We start from the raw sequence: 25,142 nt of genomic DNA, 5'->3' as shown, positions 1-25,142 counted from the left end.
AAACAGGTTCCCCATGCGGCAATCCATTTCAAATGATGTGACCACGATCAGCCGGATCAGCGCGGTACCTGCCATTCTGCAAGTGATTACCGAATCCACCGGTCTGGGTTTTGCCGCCGTGGCGCGTGTCACCGAAAGCTCCTGGACGGCCTGTGCGGTTCTGGACAAACTGGATTTCGGATTGAAACCCGGCGCAGAGCTGGAACTGCACAGTACGATCTGTCATGAGATTCGCAGCTCCCACAAGGCCGTGGTGATTGATCATGTCGCTGAGGATCCGTTGTTCTGCGCGCACCATACGCCGCGTCTGTACAACTTTCAGAGCTATATTTCGGTGCCCATCTTTCTCTCCGATGGCACCTTCTTCGGCACCATTTGCGCGCTGGACCCCAAACCCGCCAGACTGACAGGCACGCCCATCGAATCGATGATGACATCGTTCGCGCGTCTCCTGGCCCTGCAGATCGAGGCAGAAGAAAATCTGCAGCAGGTGCGTGATGACCTCCTGGCCGAGCGTGAGGTAGCTGAGCTGCGAGAGCAGTTTATCGCCGTGCTGGGACACGACCTGCGCAATCCGCTGTTTGCCATCAATGCCGGTGCCGAAATGCTGCTGCGCCGTCCGCTGGATGAAAAGTCTTTGCAGGTCGTGCAACACATCCTGACGTCTGGCAAGCGCGCTTCGCAACTGGTCGATGACGTGCTCGATTTTGCCCGTGGCCGTATGGGTCATGGCATTCCGCTCAGCATGCATGAGGCGCACGGCCTGGACGATACGCTCGAGCATGTGGTGTCGGAGATACGGCGTGTTCACCCGTCCCGGCTGATTCGGTCGGATATCAAGACGCTGGAACGTATTCGTTGCGACCACGAGCGGATCGCGCAACTGCTGTCCAATCTGGTGTCCAACGCCATCAGTCATGGTGATCCAGAAAGCCCGGTCGAGGTGGCGGCGGGCGTGCACGGCAATCTGTTTCTGCTCAGCGTTACCAATCAGGGTGAGCCGATCCCCGAGTCGGTTCGTTCGCAGCTGTTCCTGCCGTATTCACGGCCCATCACTGACGAACCGCAAGCCGGGCTTGGGCTGGGCCTTTATATCGCCAGCGAGATAGCCGTGGCGCATGGCGGTGCGCTTGACGTGTGCTCGACGCGAGAGCGCGGTACTGTATTTACCTTCAGCATGCCGGTGAAGGCAGCGTAACGGTCTTTCTTTGCCAACCAGATGCCTGTGACGGCGCATAGCCTGCAGGCGTATCACTTCTTGGCTTGCCGAATACCTCGAGCCTGTGGCTGCTTGCATTCCGCTGGCCGTGGGCTCTGACCATCCTTGTTACAAACTCTCACACCGCTTCGCTTGCTCATCGACACCGCCGGGTCGAACCTGAGGCCTCGGTTGCCATCAAAGGCCTGAGTCTTCACGGTTCCCTTCGGAGTTTTCACCTTTACCAAGAGGTAGTGATGAACAGTTTTTTGCGAAGTCTTGCAGGGGGCGTACTTGTTGCTGCATGTGGCATCGGTGCTGCGCAGGCGCAAACGCTGCCAGGCAGCACCCTCGACAACAGCGCCAGCAGCAACCCCTACAACAGCCCGATTAAGCGCTCCAATCCCAACAGCCGTCAGGGCACCGAATCAATCACGCCGCGTGCCCCCGGTCCCAATATTGCGCCGCCTGTGCGCAAACCTTCTCTGGAGAACGGCGGTATCGGCAACGGGTATCCCACACGTCAGACTGCCCCGCGTCCCTCTACACCGACAACCGACCCCAAACGCCCCCACTGAATCTTTAACCACGCGAACCCGGTTACAACGGGATGTCGATTCAATGCATAAGGAAACGCTCATGCTTAGAAAAAACCTGATCGCCACATGCTGCACTGCTGCCATCCTGAGCCTGCCACTGACGGCAGGCGCCGCTGCGCAAAGCTACAAAAGCGAACTGGGCACAGTGACGGTCACCCCGGTTGCCGAAGGACTGGATCATCCATGGGCATTGGCATTTCTGCCTGACAAGCAGGGTATTCTTGTGACGGAGCGTTCCGGTAACCTGCGTATTGTGTCGGCGGATGGCAAACTGTCCGCGCCGCTTTCCGGTGTGCCGCAGGTCTGGGCAAGAAAGCAGGGAGGACTGCTCGACGTGGTACTTTCGCCGGACTTCGCCAAGGACCGGATGGTCTACCTGACGTACTCCGAGGGCAGCGGCAAGACCGCCGCCGAAGGAGACACCGCCGGGACTGCAGCGGGGCGTGGTCGCCTGTCCAGAGACATGACCCGTCTGGAAGACTTCGAAGTCATCTTCCGCCAGCAACCGAAACTGTCGGTAGGCAATCACTTCGGTGCGCGGATGGTCTTTGATCGCGACGGTTACCTGTTTATCGCGCTGGGCGAGAACAACGATCGCCCCACCGCACAGGATCTGGACAAGCTGCAAGGCAAGATCGTACGACTCTACCCGGACGGTAGCGTGCCGAAAGACAACCCCTTCGTCGGGCAGAAAAACGTCCGGCCCGAGATCTGGTCCTACGGCCATCGCAACCAGCAAGGCGCAGCGCTCAACCCCTGGACCGGCACATTGTGGACTAATGAGCACGGCCCCAAGGGTGGCGATGAGTTGAACATCATCGAGCGCGGTCAGAATTACGGCTGGCCGATTGCAACCCACGGTATCAACTATTCGGGCGAACCGATTCCGGAAGCAAAGGGCAAGTTTGTCGAAGGCACCAAAGTACCGTTTCAGGTCTGGGAAGTGTCACCCGGCCTCAGCGGCATGGCCTTTTATGACCACAACCTGTTCAAGGCCTGGGATCACAGCCTGTTTATCGGCGCGCTGGCCACGGAAGAATTGATCAGGCTGCAATTCGACGGTGACAAGATTGTTCATGAAGAACGGCTGTTGAAAGACATGAAGCAGCGTATCCGTGATGTGCGTCAGGGGCCGGATGGTTACGTGTATGTGTTGACGGACGATGACAAGGGAAGTGTGTTGAAAGTGGGGCTGGCCAAATAGATAAAAGGTCAGGAACTTGAAACGAAAATTCCCACAATTATGTGGGAATTTTCTTATGCGGGGGTGCGGATTCGATATCGGCATCCGGCTAGCAAATCAATGGTCTTCAGCGTTACGCACCACTTTGCCTGTCTTGGCATCGACGTCGTAGTTCCATTCAGCGCGATTGGGGCCTTTGAGTTCAATCTGATAAACGAGTTGGCCGGTCACAGTCTTGTCCAGCTCGGTATCGTGGATCGTGAAGCCAGGGTGTGCGGCCAGGGCCTGCTTATTGAACTGTTCGAAATCACCTACGGTGCCGGATTTGTACAGGCGTATTACTTCGTCGGGACCGATATCGGCGTGGGCTACGCCGGCAGCAGCAGTGAGGGCAACAGCAGCGAAGAGGGCAGGCATGAGTTTCATGGGGTATTCCTTTTGATTGATCTGTTTTAATAGATACATGACACGCCGAAGGGTTCAGCGATTTTGTTGAATTCAGATTAGCCACGCTTACTTAATTCACGCTTAATTATTTCGCTGCCCAGCGTTTTTACGTGCGGCTTCATCGCCCGATGCGTAAGTAAAGTTTTCCAGTGCAATTCGTTTTCAGAAAGACCGTCACGTAAAGGTTGAAAAAAACCGGCGGTGAACGTAAAAGGTTGCCCCCTGCCGGAAGGTGCACTGCGTCTGTCCAGGCACCTGTCCTTGCGGAGTCCGATCGATGAGTACGCCCTACCGACCTGTCATGCGTCACGCCTGGCGACTGTTGCCGTTGGGCATGGCGGTCGCGTCGCCGCTGCTGGCCGCTGAGCCGCTCAATCTGGATGCCGTCAATGTGACCGGGTTCAGCGAGCAGGAAAGCGCCGGCGACTATAAAGCGGGTCAAGCGTCGATTTTCGGGTTCGATCAGGCTTCGCTGCTGGACACGCCTGCCTCGGTTTCAGTGTTCAGCGAGGCGCTGATCAAGGATCGTCAGGCAAAACTTCTCAGCGACGTGCTGCGCAACGATGCTTCGGTCGGCGACGGTTATGCACCGGTGGGCTATTACGAAAACTTTGTGGTGCGCGGGTTCTCGCTGAACGCGGCCAACAGCTATCGCATCAACGGCCGCAGCATAGCCGGTGAACAGAATGTGGCGCTGGAGAACAAGCAGCAGGTCGAGCTGCTCAAGGGCCTGTCCGGGCTGCAGAGCGGCGTTTCAGAGCCCGGCGGGGTCATCAACTATCAGACCAAGCGTGCACAGGACGTCCGGTCGGTCACGGTCTCTACCAATGAACATGGCGAGCGCTACCTCGCGACCGATGTCGGCGGCTGGTTCGGCAGCGAACAGCAGTTCGGCCTGCGCGCCAACCTTGCCCATGAAGACATTCGCTCATACGTCGAGCACGCCGACGGCCAGCGCGATTTCGCTTCGCTGGCATTCGACTGGAACATCGGCGAGCGCGCCTTGCTGCAGCTGGACGTGGAATACCAGAGCAAAGAACAGCGCTCTGTACCCGGCTATCAACTGCTCGGCGGCACAGCGCTGCCTCACGACGCTTCACCACGTCAATTGCTCGGCTATCAACGCTGGTCCAACCCGGTGGGTATCGACTCGCTGAATATGAACGGGCGTTTCGAATACCGGTTCAGCGACAGCTGGAAGGGCCGCTTGAGTGCGTCGCGCAGCCGCGTGGTCATCGATGACTACAGCGCCTTTGCATGGGGCTGTTATGGCTCGGCCAGTTGCGCCGCTGAAGCGGTGCCCAATCATTTCAGTGCCGAGGGTGGTTATGACATCTATGACTTCCGCAGCCCGGACGACACGCGTCGTAACGATGAGGTCGAAGCAGCCATGTCCGGTACATTCAACACCGGATCACTGGGACATGAGCTTACCTTCGGCACCAGCGCCTACCGTCGCACCGTCGACACGCGCGGGACCTTCAACGAATTTGTCGGGTCAGGCAACATCAACGAGTCGCCCGAGCAGGTGGCACCCTCGACGTTGGCGCTGCCACATACCGAGCGCCGTCTGGACAGCCGCCAGTACGGGCTGTTCGTCATCGACCGGATCCAATTCAGCGAGCAATGGCAAACCGCACTGGGCGGGCGTCAGGTGCGGCTCGACGAGCAGGCCTTCGCCGAGGACGGCAGCGATGCACGGCACACCGAGCGATACGTGTTTCTGCCCCAGGCGGCATTGATCTACAAGCCGGTGGACAATCTTTCGCTCTACACCAGCTACAGCAAGGGCTTGTCTCTGGGCGGTACGGCGGCTTGGTTCACCACCAATGCCAGCGAAATTCTGGCACCGACCGTATCCCGGCAACTGGAAGCGGGCATCAAGTATGACTGGCAGCGCATGAGCCTGACCGCCGCAGTGTTTCAGGCCCGTCAGGCCTACCAGTATTCCAGGCCCAACGACGACGGGACATTTACTTACGTTCAGCAGGGCGAGCAGAAAAATACCGGGCTGGAGCTGGGTGCAAGCGGCTGGTTGACTGATCGACTGCAGGTGTCCGCCAGTGCGGCGGCCATTCGGGCACGGGTCGAGGGCAGCGGCACCGAGGCCTATGACGATCACCAGGCGCTCAACGTGCCCCGCTACCGTGGCACCCTGCAGGCCGACTACAGCTTGCCGATTCCCGGGCTTGCGCTGCTGGGGGGCGTTCAATACAGCGCTAGCAAATATGCTGACCGTGAAGGCTCGGTGCAGGTCAACGACTACGCGTTGTTCAACATCGGCAGTCGCTACAGCCAAAAAATAGGTGGTTACGACACTGTCCTGCGTCTGACCGTGGACAACCTCTTCGACAAACGCTACTGGCGCGATGCTGGCGAGTACCTGGGTGACGATTACCTGTTCATGGGCGCTCCCAGAACGGCGAGATTGTCGGCATCGGTCAATTTTTGAGGCATTTGCCGCTTCAGAAGCTTGAGCACGCCGGTTACCGCAGCAAGGCAGCAGGCCGATAACCCAGGCAGGACCTGGCAATACATGCGCCTGCAAGCTTTGCTATTCTTCGCGCCCTGTGCGCGCCAGGCGCTTTTTTCAGCCATGTATCGGGGGCTTCATGACGGCCATCGTTAAATCCACTCCCCAACCCTTCACCCGCGCCGGCTACAAGACCCTGAGCCTTGCAGCGCTGGGTGGCGCGCTGGAAATCTACGATTTCATCATCTTCGTATTCTTTGCCCTGACGCTGAGCCAGCTGTTTTTTCCGCCCGACATGCCCGAGTGGCTGCGTCTGCTGCAAAGCTTCGGGATCTTCGTGACAGGCTATCTGGCGCGTCCGCTGGGCGGGATTCTGATGGCGCACTTCGCCGACCGGCTGGGGCGCAAGCGAGTATTCAGCCTGAGCATTCTGATGATGGCCCTGCCTTGTCTGCTCATCGGCGTCATGCCCACCTACGCACAGATCGGTTACTGGGCACCGCTGGTATTGCTGGCGCTGCGCATTTTGCAGGGCGCCGCGGTCGGCGGTGAAGTGCCGAGCGCCTGGGTATTCGTGGCAGAGCACGCGCCCAAGGGGCATCGGGGCTATGCACTGGGGGTACTACAGGCGGGCCTGACGTTTGGATACCTGCTCGGGGCGCTGACCGCAACCTGGCTGGCCAGGGTCTTCAGCCCCGGTGAAATCCTCGACTGGGCATGGCGCATTCCTTTTCTGCTTGGCGGCGCATTCGGCGTAGTGGGTGTTTGGCTGCGTCGCTGGCTGAATGAAACGCCTGTGTTCATTGCCATGCACGCCCAGCGCGAAAACCTGCCGACGTTGCCACTTGGTCAGGTCCTGCGCGATCACCGCCAATCCCTGCTGCCTGCTGCGCTGCTGACGTTCTTGCTGACCTCTGCCGTGGTCGTGCTGGTGGTCATTACCCCGACCGTCATGCAGCAGCGCTTCGGGATCAGCGCCAGCACTACTTTCGCCTTGAGTGCTGTCGGTATCGTCTTTCTCAATATCGGTTGCGTGCTGGCAGGCATGCTGGTCGACCGCATCGGTGCCTGGCGCGGTGTCATGATCTACAGCCTGCTGCTGCCGCTGGGTATAGGCGTGCTTTACGCCAGCCTGATCCTGCAGTGGATGCCATTGGGCTTCGCCTATGCCATGGCCGGGCTGGCGTGCGGGATTGTCGGTGTGGTGCCTTCGGTGATGGTCGGACTGTTCCCGGCGAACATTCGCGTGTCAGGCATCTCGTTCACTTACAACATCGCCTACGCCTTTTGGGCGAGTACCACGCCATTGTTGCTGATCGCGTTGATGCCTTGGAATATCTGGGTTTGCGTGCTCTACAGCCTGATCATGGGGGGCGTGGGGCTGACGACCGCTGCTGTATTCGGCCTGCGTCGGGGGGTGATGGTGGATGACCTAGCAACCGGTCGAAGCGGATAGCATCAAGCCTGTTTCTGCTGGCGCACGTCTTTCTCGCAACCAGCCGCTTACCTGTGTGGGCGGTTTGCGAAAATGAAACATATCAAGAAAGTTCCTCCGGTCAGGCGCTATCAATTGTAACAAGTGATTGTAATTCTGTTTGCTCAAGTCTATCTTGCGTCCCTCTTTATTACTTTGTTTATTGATCTGGTTTGCTCTTGCTTGCCCCGATTCAGAAGTGCTTCGGCTGGCGGATTAAGTATGCTCTCGATAAGTTGATAAGCGTAATTTTTCTGTGTTTGCTGTAGGATATTTCTTCTGTATTTTAATAATCGATGATTCTTCTTACAGGCTTGCTTTTGGTAAAGCATGGGTTGCTATTCGTTTTAGCAAAAAGCAAGACTAAATAAAATGGTTTCTGTGCCGATTTACTTTTTAGGTCATGGAAGACGAATGTAAGAAACATCCTACAAATTTGCTTTAGGGCAAGATGATTGCAAGGGGAAGTGGCATGGGGGTGACAATGAGAGAGCAAGAGGTTCTTGGCCTGTTGCTGCAGGGCTATACGAACAAGGAAATCGCCAGGCAGCTCCGTATCAGTGACTATACGGTTCGCGATCACGTGTCTTCGCTACTCAGAAAAAACCACGTAAAGACACGTGCCGAGCTCATGGCGCGTTGTGTTTCTTTATTGCTTCCGGGGAAGAGTAACCGACCCCCTACATCTGTCGGATTGCGCAACGAGTCAGTACATCCATAATGTGTCTTGTCACAGCCTATATCTCATCAGGGCGATCAGCATTATCGGGATAGCGTCCCAAGGTCAATAACATCAACAGTGCACTACGGTTGCTTTCCGGTGGTCGGCTATCTGGCTGTCCGGAACAGGGGATTTCCAAAGTTCGTCCTTGCGACAAACCGTAAAGAATAAAAAAGGAGCAATCATGACTGTTTGTTTTGTTCGGGGCCGGTCTGAGTCCGATCAGTCATTGCGGCTGGATCCGCATCGGCCCGGTTTGAATCTCACAACGGACTTCCATCGTCTGGCAAGCCGTCAGTCGGCACTGTCAGTGGCGCAACTTGCCGAGCAGCAGAAAAAACTGTCCGGGCCCGTTGGCCTGTTTGCCAAACTCTGCCGACAGGTTCGCTCGCATGCACGTCAGGCACCGTTGCTCGAGGATGTCGAGCGGCTCGAAGGGCGCAAACGTAAGTGGCTGGCCGAGCAGGCTGTGCAGTTCATACTGGGCTTGCACGGTCGCAGGCCAGTGGTCGAAAACCCGTTCAAAGGCCTGTTGCGCGAAAACCTGTGCTGCATCGTGTTCGATGATGCATCGCTGCACACACTGGTCGAGCGTTACGCTGCTGGCGAAGCGCTGCGGCGTCAGGACAGCGAGTACTTCGTCAAACTTATTGCCACGACACGCAACACTGTCGAGCGGCGAATCGTCTTCCACGGCTTGCTCGAACACTTCGACCGATTGCTGCCGATCGAAAAGAGCATCTATCCGCTCAATTACCGCGCCGTCCAGCTTGCTCATCTGGAGCAGGAAGAAACCCTCTACGGCAAGTTGATCATGGAGCAGCCTGTCGCCGCGCTGCTTGAAGTACATACGCCTGAATGGCTGTTGGAAAATCTGTCCTCTCTTGAGTTTTCTATTGACTGAGCGCGTATTCAGAGGCGGTAGAAAGGTCGGTCAGGTATTCGTACCTGACGCAGGTTGCGAAAATTTAAAATGGTTAATCAAGTGCTGTTCTCCCGATTTATCAGGCGTGAACGTCAGGACGCCCGAGGGCAAAAAAGTACAGCACTAAAAAGAACTTATTCTGGAAAGCCTGTGAGAAAACATGCGCAACTCGTTCATGATGGCGATGGGCATCAAGAACTTCTCATCCCTGTTCGACGTACTGTTCGAGAACAGGCGTTGACCGGTCAGGCATCGGCAATCAGGGGCTGAAGCTCTGGCGGTGTATCCTGAGCGCTGGCCACGCGGTTGCGGCCGGTGCTTTTGGCGAGGTACAGCGCCTTGTCAGCCTCGTGCAGCCATGACGATGCATCGGGCAGTTCTGGAGTGTAAGCGGCGATGCCGATACTGAGGCTGACCTTGAGATCGCGCTGCAGAGAGTAGGTCATTTCATCTATTGCCAGGCGCATGCGCTCAAGGATTTCCCTCGCTTGAGACAGGTTGGTGTCGGGCAGAATGACGCAGAACTCATCGCCGCCACAACGTCCGATAAGATCGGAATCACGCAGGTTTTCTATCAGTGCGTCACTGATGCTCTGCAGCACCGTGTCGCCCATGAGGTGGCCGTAGGTATCGTTGATGACCTTGAAGTGATCAATGTCGATCAATGCGATGACGCCTTCCTGGCTCTGCTTGCGACTCTTTGCGTATTCCAGATCAAGCAGGTCCTTCCACGCGCCATGATTCAGCAGACCCGTCAGGCTGTCGGTGCGGCTTATTTTGCGCAGGATGTTGCGATGCTCCCAGAGCTTCAGTGTGACCTGATGGCTCAGCCAGCCGATGAAGATAGGGTAGATGACCAGAACCGGGAGGCAGGCGTAGATCTGCGCCATGTTGCCATGCAGATTGACGGCGGGGTTGAGCACGGCCAGCGAGATCAGCACACCGAGTGCCTGAGCGCACAAGCCTTGCAGCATCAGACGCGGTCCGGCGGCGGCCATGTTATGCATGGCCATCATTGCGATGACCGTGACGCTGGGGACGGCACTGAAGCCCATTGCACCGATCCAGAACCCACCGATGAGCGAATCGAAAAGCAGATTGCGCCATTCAGCCTGATAGGGCTCGTGCGATTTTTTCGCAATTCGGTAAGCGACATGTGGCCAGATCAATGCATTGAGCAGGGCTAACGACCAGAGCCAGTGTGCAGCATTCACGTAATACAAAGACACAGCGACAGTGATAAAGCCAACGCTGACACCGAGTGCTCTCGGCGCGTAGATCCGCTTGGCGAATGCCAGTCCCTTGCGGTGATATGAGCTCATAGGTCCTTACCGAACATAACTTCTTGAATCGGCCAGAAACAATCACCCTGGACCGAAAGGCTGGAGTTTGAGCGTTCGCCGGAGCCATGGGAAGAGCATTTTGCTGTGATGTGTCAATTTGCTGCACATTGGGGCAGGATGCCTGTCATGGAGTCAATTAACTGACAAATACAGGGTTAAAACAGGTTCAAAAATATGACGAAACATGCAGGCATCTGCAGGTTGAAATAGCCGGGCAGTGTAGTTGCATCCTTGCAGGGGCACTGCCCGGTGACTTCTGTAAATCAGCTCAGATCGGGTTGCGCACCTGCCTTGTTTTTCTGAATCCCGGTCATCCATGCAACGGCGATGGCCAGCACTGCAACAACGGCTGCAACATACCCCACTGCATTCAGACCCAAGTGTTCAATGGTCAAGCCTCCAATGATCGATCCCAGGCCGATACCGGCGTTCGCAGCCGAAACATTCAGGGTGCCTGCCAGTGCCTGCGCCTGAGGCGCAGCTTTCATGACCCTGATCTGGCATATCGGAAACAGCGCTGTGTGAGCAATGCCCCAGATCACCAGTACCACAGCCAGCAACGGCATGGAGCCTGCGGCGGGTACGCTTGCCGTCATACCCAATGCCAGCAGTAGCGCAAACGCCATGGTCGAGCCGAGCGGGCTGCGGTCCACATAACGGCCACCCAGCGCATTGCCGATCAGGCCGACCGCGCCGAAGCCCATCAACCACCAGCCCACTTGAGCCGATTCGATGCCTGCGATGCGTTCCAGCGTGTCCGCCAGGTAGGTATAGGCACCGAACATGGCCGTGAACAGCAAGATGGACAACAGCAAGTTGGCGAGGAACAGCGGATCACGCAGAATTTTTGCCTGCTCGGCGAGGCCTACCTTTGCAGTAGGTTCAAGGCGTGGCATGGACAGCGCCAGTAGCACCGCCATCAGCGCAGACAACAGCGTCAGTGCCCAGAACGCACCACGCCAGCCCACGGCGTCTGCAAATACGGTACCCAGCGGGATGCCAAACAGCATGGCGGCGGAAATACCGAGGTACACCTGCGCTACAGCCTTGCCAGCGCGTTTCGGCCCGGCCAGCAAGCTTGCGGTTTCACTTGCAGTGCCCCAGAACACGGGCAAGGCCAGAGCCGGAATGAAGCGCGCCAGCGCCAGCACCCAGATATTGCTGGATACCGCAGCCAGAGCGTTGGAGGCCGCGAAGATCAGCAGGATGACGATGAACGTACGCTTGCGGTCCAGGTGTGAAAGCATGGCCGTCAGCGGTGGGCCAAACAGCATTACCGTGAACGCAAAAAGCGTCACCAGCAGACCGGCAGTCGAGATGGATATTCCCAGATCGCGGGCCAATGAAGGCAGCAGTCCGATGATGAGAAATTCGGTGGTGACGATCACGAAGCCGGCCAGTGCCAGAATCGCGATAGATAAGCCGGCACCTGTCGAGCTTTTGCTCGTGGTGCCGGAAGCGGCGGTTTCCAGAGAAGGCATGGTACAAAACCCATAGAAAAATAAGTTCGCCAGCTTATTGCAGAAAAGCATTCCTATCTTTGGTATATATTCCGCGCATTATGGAATTAATTTCTTTAATCTGGAGTTAGTGTGCTGTCCACCGACCGTCTCAAGGGCATCGAAACTTTCGTCGCCGTTGCCAATGCAGGGAGTTTTACGGCAGCTGCCGAACGCTTGAACCTGACCAACTCTGCGGTCAGCAAAAGCGTTGCGCGCCTGGAGAATCGCCTGGGCATGCGCTTGTTCGAGCGGACTACCCGAAGTCTGGCGCTCACGGAAGAAGGCGCGGCCTATCACGTCGTATGCACACGAATGCTTGCCGACCTCGAGGCTGCCGAGACCGCGCTTGCTGCACAACGCACAGAGCCGGCCGGGCAATTGCGCATCGATCTGCCTGCGACCTTTGGCCGCTTACATGCGCTGCCGTTAATCCTGGCTTTTACCGGAGAGCATCACAAGCTGCGCCCGCGGATAACCTTCACCGATCGCTTCGTCGATATCATCGAGGAGGGGATCGACCTGGCCGTGCGCATTGGCGGTCCGCCTGTCTGGCCAGCGGGTGTGGCGCACCGGTATCTGGGCACCGAAAGGGTAATCTTCTGCGCGGCACCGGCGTATCTGCAGCGCCACGGTAGGCCGGAAACATTCGAAGACCTGGCCAGTCATGCCTGCATTCTGTTTGGCCGTGGTGATGGCAGCACCAGCCCCTGGCTGTTTGTCGACGATCAGGGGCAGCAGGAGGCGCGCGCTGTCGAAGCGCGGCTGGTTATCGGCAATGGCGAAGCGCAGGTGGCCGCGGTGACATCGGCGTGGGGCATTGCCCAGTTGGCGACCTGGCTGATCAAGGAGCAGTTGCAGCGCGGCGAGCTGGTGGAAATCCTGCCACAACTGGCCACCGACGGCCTGGCCTTGCATCTGGCCTGGCCGCGCAATCGCGAATCGCTACCCAAGGTGCAGGCGCTGGTCGAGCGGTTGTCAGCGGCGTTGCGGGTGGACTGAGCCAATCTGATTCAGCCACCCGATTCCCGATTCACTGGCCTATGACAGTCTTTACCAGCGCGGCGTGTTCTTTCGGGTTTTTGGCGTTGGAGACTACGTTGAGCACGGCTGCGCGGGCACCCGACGCGGCAATGATCGATGTGCTCAACACCTGAGCGTCGCTCATGGTCGCCGAGGTATCCAGCTGACGTACACCCAGGCCATTGTTCTTGACGATCTTCTTGTCGCCGAGCTTTTTGAAATCCTTGTAGCCAGCACTCTGCTGGGCAAGTATCCCGGTGACCAGTCCATCCAGTACTGCACCGTCGTTATCGCTGGCCTGGACGCCCATTGGCATCGGCGTTTCGGTAACGATCAGCACGCGCTTTTCAGCCGCATTGGTATACAGCGCCCCGGTTACTCCCTGCGCCTTGGCCTTCTCGTCAATTTCGGGCATCTCGCCCTTCACGTAGCCTGCCGGGATGGTAAACGCCAGTTTGCCACCCAGCAGCGAGGCCTTTTGTAGCGCAGCAGAGGCGGGCGCGGCGGCCTGTGCCTTGGTGGCCGCCTGAACGCTCACCACGCTCTGGCAAGCTACCAGTGCGATGCCCAAAACAATTGCCTTGAAACCGAAAGACCGCATGAAAATTCCTTTTGTCTGTGAGTGGATCGAGTCGTTTGTGCCCGAGGGATACGAGTGGCCGGGCAGGTAAAAGTGCCCATAAAAAACGGCCAGCAAGATCACTCCGGCTGGCCGTTCTGTTGCTGCGTCAGGCTTATTCGGCGATCTGCAGTTTGCGCGACTCGGTGTAGACGTAACGCACTTTCTCGTACTCGAAGGGTGAGTTCAATTGGCCGTACCGGAAGCTGGTGACGTAACGGCGGTCAATGGCACGCAACACGGTGATTTCCGGATGGTCGCTGCTGACTTCGGCAACGTTCAGGAAGTTGATCTGGTTTTCAGCGGTGTAGTCGAACAGCATGCCGCCCGTGTCACGCAGGTTGGATGGGCCGAACAATGGCAACACCAGATAAGGTCCGGCAGGCACGCCGTAGAAGCCCAGCGTCTGGCCGAAGTCTTCATTCTGGCGCGGCAGCCCCATCATGGACGCCGGATCCCAGAGACCGGCGATGCCAATGGTGGTGTTGAGCAGCAGACGACCGGTGGTGTCCAGCGAGCGTTCACCCTTGAACTGCAACAGACTGTTCAGCAGGTTGGAAACGTCGCCCAGGTTGCTGAAAAAGTTGCTCACGCCGCTGCGTACGAAGCCCGGCGTAATGTAGCGATAGCCGTCCACGACCGGCAGGAACACCCATTCGTCGAAACGGTAATTGAAGTGGTACACCCGGCGGTTCCAGGACTCCAGCGGGTCGTAGACTTCCAGCGCATTGATGGAGGCGCGTTCGAACTCGCGCTGGTCCAGCCCCGGGTTGAATTGCAGCGACTTCAGCGGCTGAGTGAAACCGTCGGCATCGGTCTGACGGGCCACGGTGGCAGGGTGCTGAGCCTTGTTGCTGGTATCCGCGTCAGCGGCCTGGACTGTGCCGGCACAGAGCAGAGCGGCAAGAAGTAAAAGACGTTTAGCCACGGAAAAACTCCAGCATGGCGTCGGTGTTGACGCGGTAATTAAGGTTGCCGCAATGCCCGCCGTAAGGATAAACGGTCAGACGATCGCCAAAGGTCTTGCGCAGGAAGCCCAGATCACCCGAGCCCAGAATCACATCGTCAGCGTTGTGCATGACGGAAATTTTGGGGCTGTTGTGCAGGTAATCCTTGAGTGCGTAAAGGCTGACCTGGTCGACCAGCTGCAGCAGGCTACCGCCGTCCGTGCGTGCGCGCCACATCGGGATGACCTGTTCGGTCAGGTAGCAATCGAAGTCGCATTGCAGGGCGCGCTTGAGAAACGGCGTCAGGCTGGTGCCTTCGGTGATCGGGAATTTCGGCGGGGTGATCAGGCCGCGGCGGTTGATCAGGTCGGAAGTGAACGCGATGTCGGCCGACGAGAAGCGGAACGAGGTGCCGATCAGCATGGCCATCTGTTCATTGGTCAGGTGCTGCTTGGACTGCTGGAAATCGAACAGCAGTGCATCGTTAAGGTCGATGTAACCCTTTTGGCGGAAGTAACGGGTCAGCTTGGCCAGCACCAGTTCATAGAACGTGGTGGTGTTGTTGATGCCCTTGACGTTGGTCTGCACCAGTTTGTCGAGGTTGCTGATCGAGGTGTAAAGGTTGACCGGCGGGTTGAGCAGCAACACTTTCTTGAAGTTGAAGCTGCGGCGCTTTTCGTCCAGCTGGCTGACGAAGGCAGCATTCAAGGCCCCAAGGCTGTAACCGGTCAGGTAATAGTCGGTCACCGGCAACTGCGCCTGCTGGGCACGAATGGCTTGCATGACCCGGTAGATATCCTCCGCGTCGTCCGAGGAGATCCCCGGGGTCGCAAAACGCGAGGCCGAACTCATGAAGTCGTAGCTGGTCGGCGATGACAACTGAACGACGTGATAGCCCGCGCCGTAGTAGAGCTTCTTCAGGAATTCATTGATGGTGCTGTTATAAGGCGCGCCGGTGCCCGCAATCAGGAAGATCAGCGGTGCCGCGTGGTCTTGTTTGGCCAGGCGATAGTGCAGTTTTTTCACGGCCCAGAAGTTGTCGGGCAGGGTGAACTCACGCTCCGGGTGCAGGTTCAGGGTGTAGACGTCCTGATCGATATCTTCATCATCAGGCAGATCGGGGCGTAAATCGGGAGGGGTGGTTGCAATGGTCGCTTCGAACGGATTAGTCAGCGGATAGCCATAGGTGGCGGAGTCGACGTTGGTCGCCAGAGCGGACGCACTTAAACACAAGCCACCTATAACGGTAGCGAAGCGCAGAAAACGGAGCATGACTAAATCCCTTGGGAAAGAAGTGCTGATGAGATACGCAGGCTATGACCAAGGTGTAGTGCCAAAGTGCCGCATCCACCGGTTAACCGTGTAAATTATGACGGAACAATACACGTTCTTTGGATTTTGCAATGCAGATATACGGTTTATTTTTTGCGCGCGGCTTGGATTGACCGCTTCGAGCACGCAGGTACGGCGCTGAGTACGACTATATCCGCCGAGGGGACGGATTCTTGAGGGGCGCAAAACACAAAGGAGAACCTAAGCTCTCCTCCAATGTGTTTTACCTGCTCTTTTTATTGTTCTAGGGCGGCCTGTTATTGTTGTTGGCGGCCAGTCCCTTTACAGCGTTGTTGGGCGACCCCCAGACGGGGTCAAGAGCAAACGTATTTTTTTGAGCGCTGACTCGCTTTAATCACCTGTCTGCACAATATCCTGATCCCACCGGTTCGGGAGCTACCTGAAGGTAGTTTTATTGTTCTCTGTCCGGTCGCGAGGCCTTTCACCGAAAGGTCCCTGTAAAGCTGATCCACTCCAAAAAAATCTGTTAGCTGCGTCTCTGTCCGTTTTGTTCTTGTTGTGTCAGAGCCGTTACGTCTTGTTTTTATTGGTTTACCGCTTCATTTCTTGTTTTTGTTGTACAGGAGATATAGCAGGTCCCATGCCATCTTTTTAAAAATCATATAAATCATAGGGTTACGGTTATTGGCAGGTGTCGTGCGGGCGTAACGACGCAAAAAACGTTTCAGTGTTACCCGTTCGGGGCGTTGCTCAACAGCTCGCGGTAACACATCCTGTTTCCTTTGCAGAATGACCCAGAGTGGTGCGCTGCAGATGTTCGGCGTCTATACGACGATCGTATCGTTTCCGGTTCCAACCGACTGTTACACGGTTTTGTTGCGTAGGGGTGTGGCTGCATTCAGGCGTGTTTCGTTGAGCCTTGTCGTGGATGGATCGTTGTTGTCGTTTCCCGTTGTCCCGGTGTCGCAGACAGAGCATGCCTGTCCGCGCAGCAAGTCGATGATCAAGGTGGCGTGCAGTGCGTTTGGCTGCGATCAAAGCGTGCAGGGCGCAGCGTGCCCCAAAGCCGGGCGTGGGTGCGGTCTTGAAAACAACGTTAACGATGCGCTGACAACCGTCTGTGCAGACTTCCGGGGAAGCGACAATGATGATGCGAAAAATACTGGGGGCGGGTGCCGCTCTGGTACTTGCTGTCAGCTCCACGCTGGCGATTGCTGAAACCAAAACCCTGACCATCGGCTATGTGGAAGGCTGGTCCGACAGTGTCGCCACCACCTTCGTGGCCTCCGAGGTGATCAAGCAGAAACTCGGATACGACGTCAAGTTGCAGTCCGTTGCAGCGGGGATCATGTGGCAGGCCGTGGCAACCGACAAGCTGGACCTGATGTTGTCTGCCTGGCTTCCAGGCACGCACGGCGAGTACTACGCCAAGTACAAGGATCAGGTTGTCAACTACGGCCCCAACTTCAAGGACGCCAAGATCGGCCTGATCGTGCCTGAGTACGTGAAAGCCAAGACCATTGAAGACCTCAAGACCGATGACTCCTTCAATAAGAAGATCACCGGGATCGATGCTGGCTCGGGTGTAATGATCAAGACTGATCAGGCCATCAAGGATTACGGTCTGGACGGTTACAAACTGCAGGCCAGCTCCGGCGCCGGCATGATTGCCGAGCTGACCCGTGCCGAGAAGGCAAAGAAATCCATCGTCGTCACCGGCTGGGTACCGCACTGGATGTTCGCCAAGTGGAAACTGCGTTTCCTGGAAGACCCTAAAGGGGTCTACGGTGCCGCTGAAACCGTCGACAACGTTGCCAGTCTGGGCCTGGAGAAAAAAGCCCCCGAGGTCGTGGCCTTCCTGAAAAAATTCCAGTGGGCCTCCAAGGATGAAATCGGTGAAGTAATGCTGGCGATTCAGGACGGTGCCAAACCTGAAGCCGCTGCCAGGGAATGGGTAGCCAAACACCCGGATCGTGTTGCTGCATGGACCGCCAAATAGCCTGCAACCTGCTGAGAGCGCCGTTTCAAGGCCGTCTGGTCCCATTGCCAGACGGCCTTTAGCATTTCTGGATCATGGCATTTTCTGCATGGGCTGACTGACGGCAGATAGACGCTGTGCAAAGCGGTCGATCTACAGCTAGTGTCGTTCTAATACTAAGGTCGTCTGGAGTGCGCGCCGGACCGGACTAAAGTGCGTTACGTGACATCTCATCTGTGCTGCGAGGACAAAAACAATGAACGACAGCATTTACCTCTCGATTCAAAACAGCCCGCGTTTCAAGGAGCTGGTATCCAAAAGAGAGCGGTTCGCCTGGATTCTCTCGGCGATCATGCTTGGGCTGTATGCGGCCTTTATTCTTTTGATTGCGTACGGACCCCATATTCTGGGGGCCAAGTTGAGCCCGACTTCAACCATTACCTGGGGAATGCCGATCGGCGTAGGGCTGATCCTCTCTGCGTTTGTGCTGACCGCCATCTATGTTCGCCGTGCCAATGGCGAATTCGATGACCTGAATAACGCCATCCTGAAGGAGGCTCAGCAATGATCCGGCGCCTATCAGCAGCACTTGGCCTGGCCGCATTCGCGCCGACTCTCTGGGCGGCAGATGCATTGACTGGCGCAGTGCAGAAGCAACCCCTGAACGTCGCCGCGATCGTCATGTTCGTGGTGTTCGTTGCCTTCACCCTGTACATCACCTACTGGGCGTCGAAAAAGAACAAGACCGCGTCGGACTACTATTCGGCGGGTGGCAAAATCACCGGCTTCCAGAACGGTCTGGCGATTGCCGGTGACTACATGTCGGCAGCGTCCTTTCTGGGTATCTCCGCACTGGTCTACACCTCCGGCTACGATGGTCTGATCTACTCGATCGGCTTCCTGGTGGGCTGGCCGATCATTCTGTTCCTGATCGCCGAGCGCCTGCGTAATCTGGGTAAATACACCTTTGCCGACGTTGCCTCGTATCGCCTCAAGCAAAAGGAAATTCGCACCCTGTCTGCCTGCGGTTCGCTGGTGGTGGTGGCGTTTTATCTGATCGCGCAGATGGTCGGTGCCGGCAAGCTGATCCAGTTGCTGTTCGGTCTGGACTACACCGTTGCGGTGGTGCTGGTCGGTATCCTGATGTGCCTTTATGTACTGTTCGGCGGCATGCTGGCGACCACGTGGGTGCAGATCATCAAGGCGGTAATGCTGCTGTCCGGCGCGTCGTTCATGGCACTGATGGTCATGAAGCACGTCAATTTCGACTTCAACATGCTGTTCTCCGAGGCGATCAAGGTTCACCCCAAAGGTGAAGCGATCATGAGCCCTGGCGGTCTGGTGAAAGACCCGATCTCGGCATTCTCGCTGGGTCTGGCGTTGATGTTCGGTACTGCAGGCTTGCCACACATCCTGATGCGCTTCTTCACAGTGAGCGATGCCAAGGAGGCCCGCAAGTCCGTGCTCTACGCAACCGGCTTTATCGGCTACTTCTACATCCTGACCTTCATCATCGGTTTTGGCGCGATCCTGCTGGTCAGCACCAACCCGGCGTTCAAGGATGCAGCGGGTGCCTTGCTGGGCGGTAACAACATGGCAGCGGTTCACCTGGCCGATGCGGTCGGCGGCAGCCTGTTCCTGGGCTTCATCTCTGCGGTAGCCTTCGCCACCATTCTGGCAGTGGTTGCCGGCCTGACCTTGGCAGGTGCCTCGGCGGTCTCCCACGATCTGTACGCCAGTGTGATCAAGGCGGGCAAAGCCAACGAGAAAGACGAGATCCGCATCTCGAAAATCACCACCATTGCGCTTGCCGTTGTGGCTATCCTGTTGGGTATCGCCTTCGAAAGCCAGAACATCGCGTTCATGGTGGGCCTGGCGTTCTCGGTCGCTGCGAGCTGCAACTTCCCGATCCTGCTGCTTTCCATGTACTGGAAAAATCTGACCACTCGTGGGGCCATGATTGGCGGCTGGATGGGGCTGATCAGTGCCGTGGTACTGATGATCCTGGGGCCGACCATCTGGGTGCAGATCCTGCACAACCCCAAAGCCATTTTCCCTTACGAATACCCGGCGCTGTTTTCCATCGCCATCGCCTTCGTGGGTATCTGGTTCTTCTCCATCACCGACAAGTCAAAAGCGGCGGAGGGCGAGCGCGCCTTGTTCTATCCGCAGTTCGTCCGCTCGCAAACGGGACTGGGTGCCAGCGGTGCGGTTTCGCACTAAGGCGCAGGAGTAGTGAACGAAGCAGCCTCCGGGCTGCTTTTTCACGCGCCATAAAAAACCCCGCTTGAGAAAGCGGGGTTTTTTACTGACAGCTACCGATTGCGTGAATCAGCAGGTCATATCTTGCCGAGCAACACCAGAATCAGCAGGATCACCAGGATAGTACCGATGATGCCCGATGGACCGTAGCCCCAGCTGCGCGAGTGCGGGAATACCGGCAGACCGCCGACCAGCAACAGAATCAGAACGATGATAAGAATAGTGCCGATGCCCATGATGAGTTCCCTCTTTCATTTAAGTTAGTTAACGAATGCAGTTGAAGCTTTCATACCCGAGGGTATGGAATTTACCTGCCTGACTCATCCGACTACGGCCGTTCAGGAAAGGTTTCATCTATTTTAAATAATTTCTTACATATTTAAAAAATCATTAAAATCAGGGATTTGATGCATTTTTGTCCGACAATGTTTCAACTTTAGTTGGCAGAAAGTGCTTGAAACGGTCTTAAAAAATATTGAACTAACGGCCATGAAAGGTCTCGTCTGATTCGCGCCGGTGAGCGTAATCAATAACCCCGCAAGAGGTCGTGCAAATGGTGTATCGGGTGGCGGCAGATGCCGTGGTCATGTTTCATCTATTGTTCATCGTGTTCGTCCTGTTCGGCGGTCTGCTGGTATTGAGCAGGCCGTGGCTGGCGTTACTGCACGTTCCGGCAGCCGTGTGGGGGAGCGCCGTCGAGTTTCTGCACCTGTATTGCCCGCTGACACCGCTGGAAAACACACTGCGCAGCGCTGCGGGTGAACAGGGTTACAGCGGTGGGTTCGTTGAGCACTATCTTGTTCCGCTGATTTATCCGGCCGGGCTTACACCGGGCATACAGCTTTGGCTGGGCGGCATCGTTTTACTGGTCAATGTGGTGGTATACGGCCCGTTACTGCTGCGTTTTGTGTCGCGTGTGCGACGCTCATGAAGCTACGGGTTTGCTCTTGGCATTCAGCGCCTTGATGGTGGGGTTGCCTAGCCCTGGCTGTGATTACACTCAGGCAACTCCTGCACATCACAAGGCACTCGCTATGCAAAACCGCATCATGATTACTGGCGCCGGCTCGGGTCTGGGCCGTGAAATTGCACTGCGCTGGGCGCGCGAAGGCTGGCGACTGGCGCTGTCGGACATCAACGATGCCGGTCTGCAGGAGACCCTGGCGCTGGTGCGCGAGGCGGGTGGTGACGGTTTTGTTCAGCGCTGCGACGTTCGCGATTACAGTCAGCTCACCGCATTTGCTCAGGCATGTGAAGAGCGCTTCGGCGGCATCGACATCATCGTCAACAATGCGGGTGTGGCGTCGGGTGGCTTTTTCGACGAGTTGTCACTGGAAGACTGGGACTGGCAGATCGCGATCAACCTGATGGGGGTGGTCAAAGGCTGCAAGGCGTTCCTGCCGATGTTGCAGGCCAGCAAAGGCAAAATCGTCAACATTGCGTCGATGGCTGCATTGATGCAGGCCCCGGCGATGAGTAATTACAATGTCGCCAAGGCGGGGGTCGTAGCGCTTTCCGAAAGCCTGTTGGTCGAGCTGCACGACCAGGGTGTTGATGTGCATGTGGTCTGCCCGTCATTTTTTCAGACCAACCTGCTGGATTCCTTCCGCGGTCCGACGCCGGCAATGAAAGCGCAGATCGGCCGACTATTGGAGAAGTCGCCGATCACTGCAGCGGATATTGCCGATCACATCTTCAGGCAGATCGCCGAAGGCGAGTTCATGATCCTGCCCCACGAAGAAGGTCGAATGGCCTGGGACATGAAGCGCAAACAGCCACATGCGATGTATGACGAAATGACGGTCATGTGTGCAAAGATGCGCGCCAAGGCACAGAAAGGGCATGCCTGAAGCCCTGCATCAAGACCGGACGCAGAGCGTCGCACGATGGTTATGGTGATCGTTCCCGCGCTCCAGCATGGGAATGCGGTTCTTGACGCTCTGCGTCGCCAAGAGGACGCGGAGCGTCCGGAACGGCGTGCGACGCAGAGCGTCGCACGATAGTTGCGATGATCGTTCCCGCGCTCCAGCGTGGGAATGCGGTTCTTGACGCTCTGCGTCGCCAAGAGGACGCGGAGCGTCCGGGACGGCATGCGACGCAGAGCATCGCACGATAGTTGTGGTGATCGTTCCCGCGCTCCAGCATGGGAATGCGGTTCTTGACGCTCTGCGTCGCCAAGAGGACGCGGAGCGTCCGGGACGGCATGCGACGCAGAGCATCGCACGATAGTTGTGGTGATCGTTCCCGCGCTCCAGCATGGGAATGCGGTTCTTGACGCTCTGCGTCGCCAAGAGGACGCGGAGCGTCCGGGACGGCATGCGACGCAGAGCATCGCACGATAGTTGTGGTGATCGTTCCCGCGCTCCAGCGTGGGAATGCGGTTCTTGACGCTCTGCGTCGCCAAGAGGACGCGGAGCGTCCGGAACGGCATGCGACGCAGAGCGTCGCACGATGGTTGTGGTGATCGTTCCCGCGCTCCAGCATGGGAATGCGGTTCTTGACGCTCTGCGTCGCCAAGAGGACGCGGAGCGTCCGGGACGGCATGCGACGCAGAGCGTCGCACGATAGTTGCGATGATCGTTCCCGCGCTCCAGCGTGGGAATGCAGTTCTCGACGCTCTGCGTCGCCAAGAGGACGCGGAGCGTCCGGAACGGCATGCGACGCAGAGCGTCGTACGATAGTTGCGATGATCGTTCCCGCGCTCCTGCGTGGGAATGCAGTTCTCGACGCTCTGCGTCGTCTCGAGGACGCATATACTCCTGAACTGCATTCCGATGCGTGACGGACAGTTGTCGCGCTCCATGCCCACTGTCATCACGATCATGAGCGCATTCTTTTCTGATAGGGTTGCGCCCATCTTTCCTGCCCCTTTTCAGAGAACCTTTTGTGCTCAATTATCTGTGGTTCTTCCTCGCGGCCCTGTTCGAGATAGCCGGCTGCTATGCTTTCTGGCTATGGTTGCGCCAAGGCAAGAGCGCGCTGTGGGTCATTCCTGCGCTGATCAGCCTGACGTTGTTTGCACTGTTGCTGACGCGTGTCGAGGCAGCTTATGCCGGGCGGGCCTATGCGGCATATGGCGGGATTTACATCGTGGCGTCGATTGCCTGGCTGGGGCTGGTCGAGCGGGTCAGACCGCTGGGGACGGACTGGCTGGGTCTGGCTTTCTGTGTCACCGGCGCGACGATCATTCTGCTTGGGCCCCGTTGGGCTGCGTCGTGAGAACCCCAGTCTTAAACGAAATTTCCTACAGATTTCGCTAGGAAGTAAGGCGTTTCCTTCAGCCTTTTCCGGCGGGATTGCAGGACCTTACTGATTTGCCATCAGCGCATTGAAGCGCCCTGTTTCGCGATGCACCCTGCCTCCTTTGCGCAATGAAAGGGTGGGAAAAATGCTGGTACTGACGCGGGAAATTGGCGAAACGTTCTCCATTGGTGATGACATCACCGTGCAGATTCTGGGCATCAACGGCAACCAGGTCAGGCTCGGAATCAATGCCCCGAAAGACATCAAGATTCACCGTGCCGAGGTCTACAAGCGAATCGCCAACAAGCTTTCGCAGCAGGCAACAATGCCGCCTCACTAGGTGACATGGTTCGCCTTGTCGAACCCTGTTCAGGTCCGAAGGATTATTCAAAAAACTCCTTGGGCACATCGTGCTTGAGCATCAACTGACACTGCTGGCTCTCAAGATCGAAAAAGATCACCGCCTGGCCCTTGGTCAACGCATGCCGCACACGCAACACGCGGGTTTGCAGTGGCGTCTCGTCGCCATTGTCGGTGCCCTCACGGGTGACGAAATCCTCTATCAGGCGAGTGAGGGTGTCAGGTTCCAGTTGGTCATAAGGGATCAGCATGGCGGTTCTCGTGTCGATGAGCTGCGATGATAGAACTGCGGTGCCAGGCACCGCAATTCACAAGGCCTCAACTCTCCTCGCGATTCTGTCCGATCAGACTGTCGACCGGGGGGACGCGGGTGTCGGATTCCATCTGTGCGTCATGTTCGATCTGATGGCTGAACCGCTCCAGTGAACTCTGCGCCGGTTTGGCATCGCTGGCGAATACCGGCGGGCTGAGGATATAAGCCCCCAGCAATTTGCTGAGTGCTGCCAGGCTGTCGATATGCGTGCGCTCGTAACCGTGAGTCGCGTCGCAGCCGAAGGCCAGCAGCGCCGTACGGATGTCGTGCCCCGAGGTCACAGCCGAGTGCGCATCGCTGTAGTAATAGCGGAACAGGTCACGGCGTACCGGCAACTCATTCTCCACGCCCAGACGCAGCAAATGGCGGGACAGGTGGTAGTCGTACGGGCCGCCCGAGTCCTGCATGGCTACACTCACCGCGTGTTCGCTGGAGTGCTGGCCAGGTGCGACCGGTGCGATGTCAATGCCGACGAACTCGCTCACGTCCCAAGGCAGCACGCCTGCTGCGCCCGTACCGGTTTCTTCGGTGATGGTGAACAGTGGATGGCAATCGATCAATGGCTCGGCACCGCTGTCGACAATGGATTTCAGCGCCGCAAGCAGCGCCGCAACGCCGGCCTTGTCATCCAGGTGGCGGGCACTGATATGCCCGCTCTCGGTGAATTCCGGCAGCGGGTCGAATGCCACAAAGTCGCCGATGCCGATGCCCAGCGACTCGCAGTCGGCGCGCGTGGTGCAATATGCATCCAGCCGCAACTCGACGTGGTCCCAGCTGATCGGCATCTCGTCCACAGCGGTGTTGAATGCATGACCGGAAGCCATTAATGGCAAAACACTGCCGCGGATCACACCGGTATCGGTAAACACGCTGACCCGGCTGCCCTCGGCAAACCGGCTTGACCAGCAACCGACGGCGGCCAGCGCAAGGCGGCCGTTGTCTTTGACTTCCCGAACGCTTGCACCGATGGTGTCCAGGTGCGCCGATACTGCACGGTCAGGGCTGTTTTGCTTGCCCTTGAGCGTGGCGCGGATGGTACCGCGGCGGGTCAGCTCGAACGGGATGCCCAGTTCTTCAAGACGCTCGGCCACGTAACGCACGATGGTGTCTGTGAAACCGGTCGGGCTTGGAATCGCGAGCATTTCCAACAGAACTTTCTGCAGGTATTTCAGATCCGGATCGGGGATATTTGCAGGGGTCATGGATGCTCCTTATGGAACAGTGCAGGCCACAGGCTGCGAG

General features: G+C 57.3%; 24 protein-coding genes. 15 read left to right on the top strand and 9 right to left on the bottom strand.

Translation table 11 applies throughout. The features are described from left to right. The first annotated feature begins 13 nt into the window (after positions 1-13). From MME58_RS19370 to MME58_RS19360, 3 genes are all read left to right on the top strand, one after another. Complete coding sequence (locus MME58_RS19370; protein WP_054987632.1) at positions 14-1,198, top strand: GAF domain-containing sensor histidine kinase; 1,185 nt, start codon at positions 14-16, stop codon at positions 1,196-1,198. Positions 1,199-1,455: 257 nt separating this feature from the next. Continuing rightward, positions 1,456-1,776, top strand: coding sequence for a hypothetical protein (locus MME58_RS19365; protein ID WP_054987633.1), 321 nt, complete (start codon positions 1,456-1,458; stop codon positions 1,774-1,776). Positions 1,777-1,837: 61 nt separating this feature from the next. Next, on the top strand, positions 1,838-3,001 hold the full coding sequence (locus tag MME58_RS19360; protein ID WP_054987634.1) for a PQQ-dependent sugar dehydrogenase: 1,164 nt from the start codon (positions 1,838-1,840) through the stop codon (positions 2,999-3,001). Positions 3,002-3,097: 96 nt separating this feature from the next. On the opposite strand, the gene MME58_RS19355 is transcribed toward MME58_RS19360, so the two are convergent. Continuing rightward, positions 3,098-3,406: a PepSY domain-containing protein gene (locus MME58_RS19355; protein ID WP_054987635.1), complete on the bottom strand. Its 309-nt coding sequence runs from the start codon at positions 3,404-3,406 to the stop codon at positions 3,098-3,100. Positions 3,407-3,704: 298 nt separating this feature from the next. Between MME58_RS19355 and MME58_RS19350 the strand changes: the two genes are divergently transcribed. The 4 genes from MME58_RS19350 to MME58_RS19335 all read left to right on the top strand — a co-directional run bounded on the left by MME58_RS19350 (position 3,705) and on the right by MME58_RS19335 (position 8,999). After that, positions 3,705-5,879, top strand: coding sequence for a TonB-dependent siderophore receptor (locus tag MME58_RS19350; RefSeq protein ID WP_055005922.1), 2,175 nt, complete (start codon positions 3,705-3,707; stop codon positions 5,877-5,879). A 160-nt stretch (positions 5,880-6,039) separates the two neighbouring features. Then, positions 6,040-7,356: an MFS transporter gene (locus tag MME58_RS19345; protein ID WP_055005921.1), complete on the top strand. Its 1,317-nt coding sequence runs from the start codon at positions 6,040-6,042 to the stop codon at positions 7,354-7,356. Positions 7,357-7,825: 469 nt separating this feature from the next. Continuing rightward, positions 7,826-8,095: a helix-turn-helix domain-containing protein gene (locus MME58_RS19340; RefSeq protein WP_082427342.1), complete on the top strand. Its 270-nt coding sequence runs from the start codon at positions 7,826-7,828 to the stop codon at positions 8,093-8,095. Between the two features lie 184 nt (positions 8,096-8,279). After that, positions 8,280-8,999, top strand: a complete 720-nt coding sequence (locus MME58_RS19335) for a hypothetical protein (RefSeq protein WP_055005920.1) — start codon at positions 8,280-8,282, stop codon at positions 8,997-8,999. A 266-nt stretch (positions 9,000-9,265) separates the two neighbouring features. Here the strand turns inward: MME58_RS19335 and MME58_RS19330 are convergent, their stop codons facing one another. Both MME58_RS19330 and MME58_RS19325 read right to left on the bottom strand, forming a co-directional pair. Continuing rightward, positions 9,266-10,342 carry a diguanylate cyclase gene (locus MME58_RS19330; protein WP_054987639.1) on the bottom strand — a complete coding sequence of 359 codons (1,077 nt, stop codon included), beginning with the start codon at positions 10,340-10,342 and terminating at the stop codon, positions 9,266-9,268. A 284-nt stretch (positions 10,343-10,626) separates the two neighbouring features. Further along, positions 10,627-11,844, bottom strand: coding sequence for an MFS transporter (locus tag MME58_RS19325; protein WP_054987650.1), 1,218 nt, complete (start codon positions 11,842-11,844; stop codon positions 10,627-10,629). 111 nt (positions 11,845-11,955) lie between these two features. Here MME58_RS19325 and MME58_RS19320 point away from each other — a divergent pair, with 111 nt between their 5' ends. Beyond that, positions 11,956-12,864 carry a LysR family transcriptional regulator gene (locus tag MME58_RS19320; RefSeq protein WP_054987640.1) on the top strand — a complete coding sequence of 303 codons (909 nt, stop codon included), beginning with the start codon at positions 11,956-11,958 and terminating at the stop codon, positions 12,862-12,864. 31 nt (positions 12,865-12,895) lie between these two features. Here the strand turns inward: MME58_RS19320 and MME58_RS19315 are convergent, their stop codons facing one another. From MME58_RS19315 to MME58_RS19305, 3 genes are all read right to left on the bottom strand, one after another. Beyond that, positions 12,896-13,486 (bottom strand): DcrB/PsbP domain-containing protein, encoded by a 591-nt coding sequence (locus tag MME58_RS19315; RefSeq protein WP_055005919.1) that lies wholly within the window; start codon positions 13,484-13,486, stop codon positions 12,896-12,898. A gap of 133 nt (positions 13,487-13,619) precedes the next feature. After that, positions 13,620-14,432, bottom strand: coding sequence for an MlaA family lipoprotein (locus tag MME58_RS19310; protein ID WP_054987642.1), 813 nt, complete (start codon positions 14,430-14,432; stop codon positions 13,620-13,622). After that, positions 14,425-15,723: an alpha/beta fold hydrolase family protein gene (locus tag MME58_RS19305; RefSeq protein ID WP_054987643.1), complete on the bottom strand. Its 1,299-nt coding sequence runs from the start codon at positions 15,721-15,723 to the stop codon at positions 14,425-14,427. Before MME58_RS19305 ends, MME58_RS19310 begins: the two co-directional genes overlap by 8 nt. Before the next feature lie 1,165 nt (positions 15,724-16,888). Between MME58_RS19305 and MME58_RS19300 the strand changes: the two genes are divergently transcribed. From MME58_RS19300 to MME58_RS19290, 3 genes are all read left to right on the top strand, one after another. Further along, a complete protein-coding gene (locus tag MME58_RS19300; protein WP_054987644.1) occupies positions 16,889-17,743 on the top strand; it encodes a glycine betaine ABC transporter substrate-binding protein in 855 nt (284 codons plus the stop codon). Between the two features lie 235 nt (positions 17,744-17,978). Next, positions 17,979-18,290 carry a DUF485 domain-containing protein gene (locus MME58_RS19295; RefSeq protein WP_002552552.1) on the top strand — a complete coding sequence of 104 codons (312 nt, stop codon included), beginning with the start codon at positions 17,979-17,981 and terminating at the stop codon, positions 18,288-18,290. Beyond that, positions 18,287-19,945: a cation acetate symporter gene (locus tag MME58_RS19290; protein ID WP_055005918.1), complete on the top strand. Its 1,659-nt coding sequence runs from the start codon at positions 18,287-18,289 to the stop codon at positions 19,943-19,945. Before MME58_RS19295 ends, MME58_RS19290 begins: the two co-directional genes overlap by 4 nt. A 116-nt stretch (positions 19,946-20,061) precedes the next feature. On the opposite strand, the gene MME58_RS19285 is transcribed toward MME58_RS19290, so the two are convergent. Next, on the bottom strand, positions 20,062-20,220 hold the full coding sequence (locus MME58_RS19285; RefSeq protein WP_002552554.1) for a DUF3309 family protein: 159 nt from the start codon (positions 20,218-20,220) through the stop codon (positions 20,062-20,064). Between the two features lie 317 nt (positions 20,221-20,537). Here MME58_RS19285 and MME58_RS19280 point away from each other — a divergent pair, with 317 nt between their 5' ends. From MME58_RS19280 to csrA, 4 genes are all read left to right on the top strand, one after another. Beyond that, complete coding sequence (locus MME58_RS19280; RefSeq protein WP_054987647.1) at positions 20,538-20,915, top strand: DUF2784 domain-containing protein; 378 nt, start codon at positions 20,538-20,540, stop codon at positions 20,913-20,915. A 103-nt stretch (positions 20,916-21,018) separates the two neighbouring features. Continuing rightward, positions 21,019-21,834 (top strand): SDR family oxidoreductase, encoded by an 816-nt coding sequence (locus MME58_RS19275; protein ID WP_055005917.1) that lies wholly within the window; start codon positions 21,019-21,021, stop codon positions 21,832-21,834. Between the two features lie 1,036 nt (positions 21,835-22,870). Further along, positions 22,871-23,203 carry a YnfA family protein gene (locus MME58_RS19270; protein ID WP_054984315.1) on the top strand — a complete coding sequence of 111 codons (333 nt, stop codon included), beginning with the start codon at positions 22,871-22,873 and terminating at the stop codon, positions 23,201-23,203. Between the two features lie 169 nt (positions 23,204-23,372). Further along, positions 23,373-23,567 carry a carbon storage regulator CsrA gene (gene csrA / locus MME58_RS19265; RefSeq protein ID WP_054984316.1) on the top strand — a complete coding sequence of 65 codons (195 nt, stop codon included), beginning with the start codon at positions 23,373-23,375 and terminating at the stop codon, positions 23,565-23,567. 43 nt (positions 23,568-23,610) lie between these two features. On the opposite strand, the gene MME58_RS19260 is transcribed toward csrA, so the two are convergent. Both MME58_RS19260 and MME58_RS19255 read right to left on the bottom strand, forming a co-directional pair. Beyond that, the gene (locus MME58_RS19260) at positions 23,611-23,838 is read right to left on the bottom strand and encodes a YheU family protein (RefSeq protein WP_003314533.1); all 228 of its coding nucleotides are present in this window, start codon (positions 23,836-23,838) and stop codon (positions 23,611-23,613) included. A gap of 67 nt (positions 23,839-23,905) precedes the next feature. Further along, complete coding sequence (locus MME58_RS19255; RefSeq protein WP_002552559.1) at positions 23,906-25,102, bottom strand: osmoprotectant NAGGN system M42 family peptidase; 1,197 nt, start codon at positions 25,100-25,102, stop codon at positions 23,906-23,908. Positions 25,103-25,142: the final 40 nt, after the last annotated feature.

The sequence above is a fragment of the Pseudomonas syringae pv. tagetis genome (genome assembly GCF_022557255.1).
GTDB lineage: Bacteria > Pseudomonadota > Gammaproteobacteria > Pseudomonadales > Pseudomonadaceae > Aquipseudomonas > Aquipseudomonas caricapapayae.
Note: the sequence above shows the minus strand (reverse complement) of the source record. Positions and strands in the feature narration are given on the sequence as shown.

Excerpts from the sequence above, each read along its gene's own strand:
- MME58_RS19370 (WP_054987632.1), top strand. The coding sequence starts at position 14 with ATGCGGCAATCCATTTCAAATGATGTGACCACGATCAGCCGGATCAGC.
- MME58_RS19365 (WP_054987633.1), top strand. The coding sequence starts at position 1,456 with ATGAACAGTTTTTTGCGAAGTCTTGCAGGGGGCGTACTTGTTGCTGCA.
- MME58_RS19360 (WP_054987634.1), top strand. The coding sequence starts at position 1,838 with ATGCTTAGAAAAAACCTGATCGCCACATGCTGCACTGCTGCCATCCTG.
- MME58_RS19355 (WP_054987635.1), bottom strand. The coding sequence starts at position 3,406 with ATGAAACTCATGCCTGCCCTCTTCGCTGCTGTTGCCCTCACTGCTGCT.
- MME58_RS19350 (WP_055005922.1), top strand. The coding sequence starts at position 3,705 with ATGAGTACGCCCTACCGACCTGTCATGCGTCACGCCTGGCGACTGTTG.
- MME58_RS19345 (WP_055005921.1), top strand. The coding sequence starts at position 6,040 with ATGACGGCCATCGTTAAATCCACTCCCCAACCCTTCACCCGCGCCGGC.
- MME58_RS19340 (WP_082427342.1), top strand. The coding sequence starts at position 7,826 with ATGATTGCAAGGGGAAGTGGCATGGGGGTGACAATGAGAGAGCAAGAG.
- MME58_RS19335 (WP_055005920.1), top strand. The coding sequence starts at position 8,280 with ATGACTGTTTGTTTTGTTCGGGGCCGGTCTGAGTCCGATCAGTCATTG.
- MME58_RS19330 (WP_054987639.1), bottom strand. The coding sequence starts at position 10,342 with ATGAGCTCATATCACCGCAAGGGACTGGCATTCGCCAAGCGGATCTAC.
- MME58_RS19325 (WP_054987650.1), bottom strand. The coding sequence starts at position 11,844 with ATGCCTTCTCTGGAAACCGCCGCTTCCGGCACCACGAGCAAAAGCTCG.
- MME58_RS19315 (WP_055005919.1), bottom strand. The coding sequence starts at position 13,486 with ATGCGGTCTTTCGGTTTCAAGGCAATTGTTTTGGGCATCGCACTGGTA.
- MME58_RS19305 (WP_054987643.1), bottom strand. The coding sequence starts at position 15,723 with ATGCTCCGTTTTCTGCGCTTCGCTACCGTTATAGGTGGCTTGTGTTTA.
- MME58_RS19300 (WP_054987644.1), top strand. The coding sequence starts at position 16,889 with ATGATGATGCGAAAAATACTGGGGGCGGGTGCCGCTCTGGTACTTGCT.
- MME58_RS19295 (WP_002552552.1), top strand. The coding sequence starts at position 17,979 with ATGAACGACAGCATTTACCTCTCGATTCAAAACAGCCCGCGTTTCAAG.
- MME58_RS19290 (WP_055005918.1), top strand. The coding sequence starts at position 18,287 with ATGATCCGGCGCCTATCAGCAGCACTTGGCCTGGCCGCATTCGCGCCG.
- MME58_RS19285 (WP_002552554.1), bottom strand. The coding sequence starts at position 20,220 with ATGGGCATCGGCACTATTCTTATCATCGTTCTGATTCTGTTGCTGGTC.
- MME58_RS19280 (WP_054987647.1), top strand. The coding sequence starts at position 20,538 with ATGGTGTATCGGGTGGCGGCAGATGCCGTGGTCATGTTTCATCTATTG.
- MME58_RS19275 (WP_055005917.1), top strand. The coding sequence starts at position 21,019 with ATGCAAAACCGCATCATGATTACTGGCGCCGGCTCGGGTCTGGGCCGT.
- csrA (WP_054984316.1), top strand. The coding sequence starts at position 23,373 with ATGCTGGTACTGACGCGGGAAATTGGCGAAACGTTCTCCATTGGTGAT.
- MME58_RS19260 (WP_003314533.1), bottom strand. The coding sequence starts at position 23,838 with ATGCTGATCCCTTATGACCAACTGGAACCTGACACCCTCACTCGCCTG.
- MME58_RS19255 (WP_002552559.1), bottom strand. The coding sequence starts at position 25,102 with ATGACCCCTGCAAATATCCCCGATCCGGATCTGAAATACCTGCAGAAA.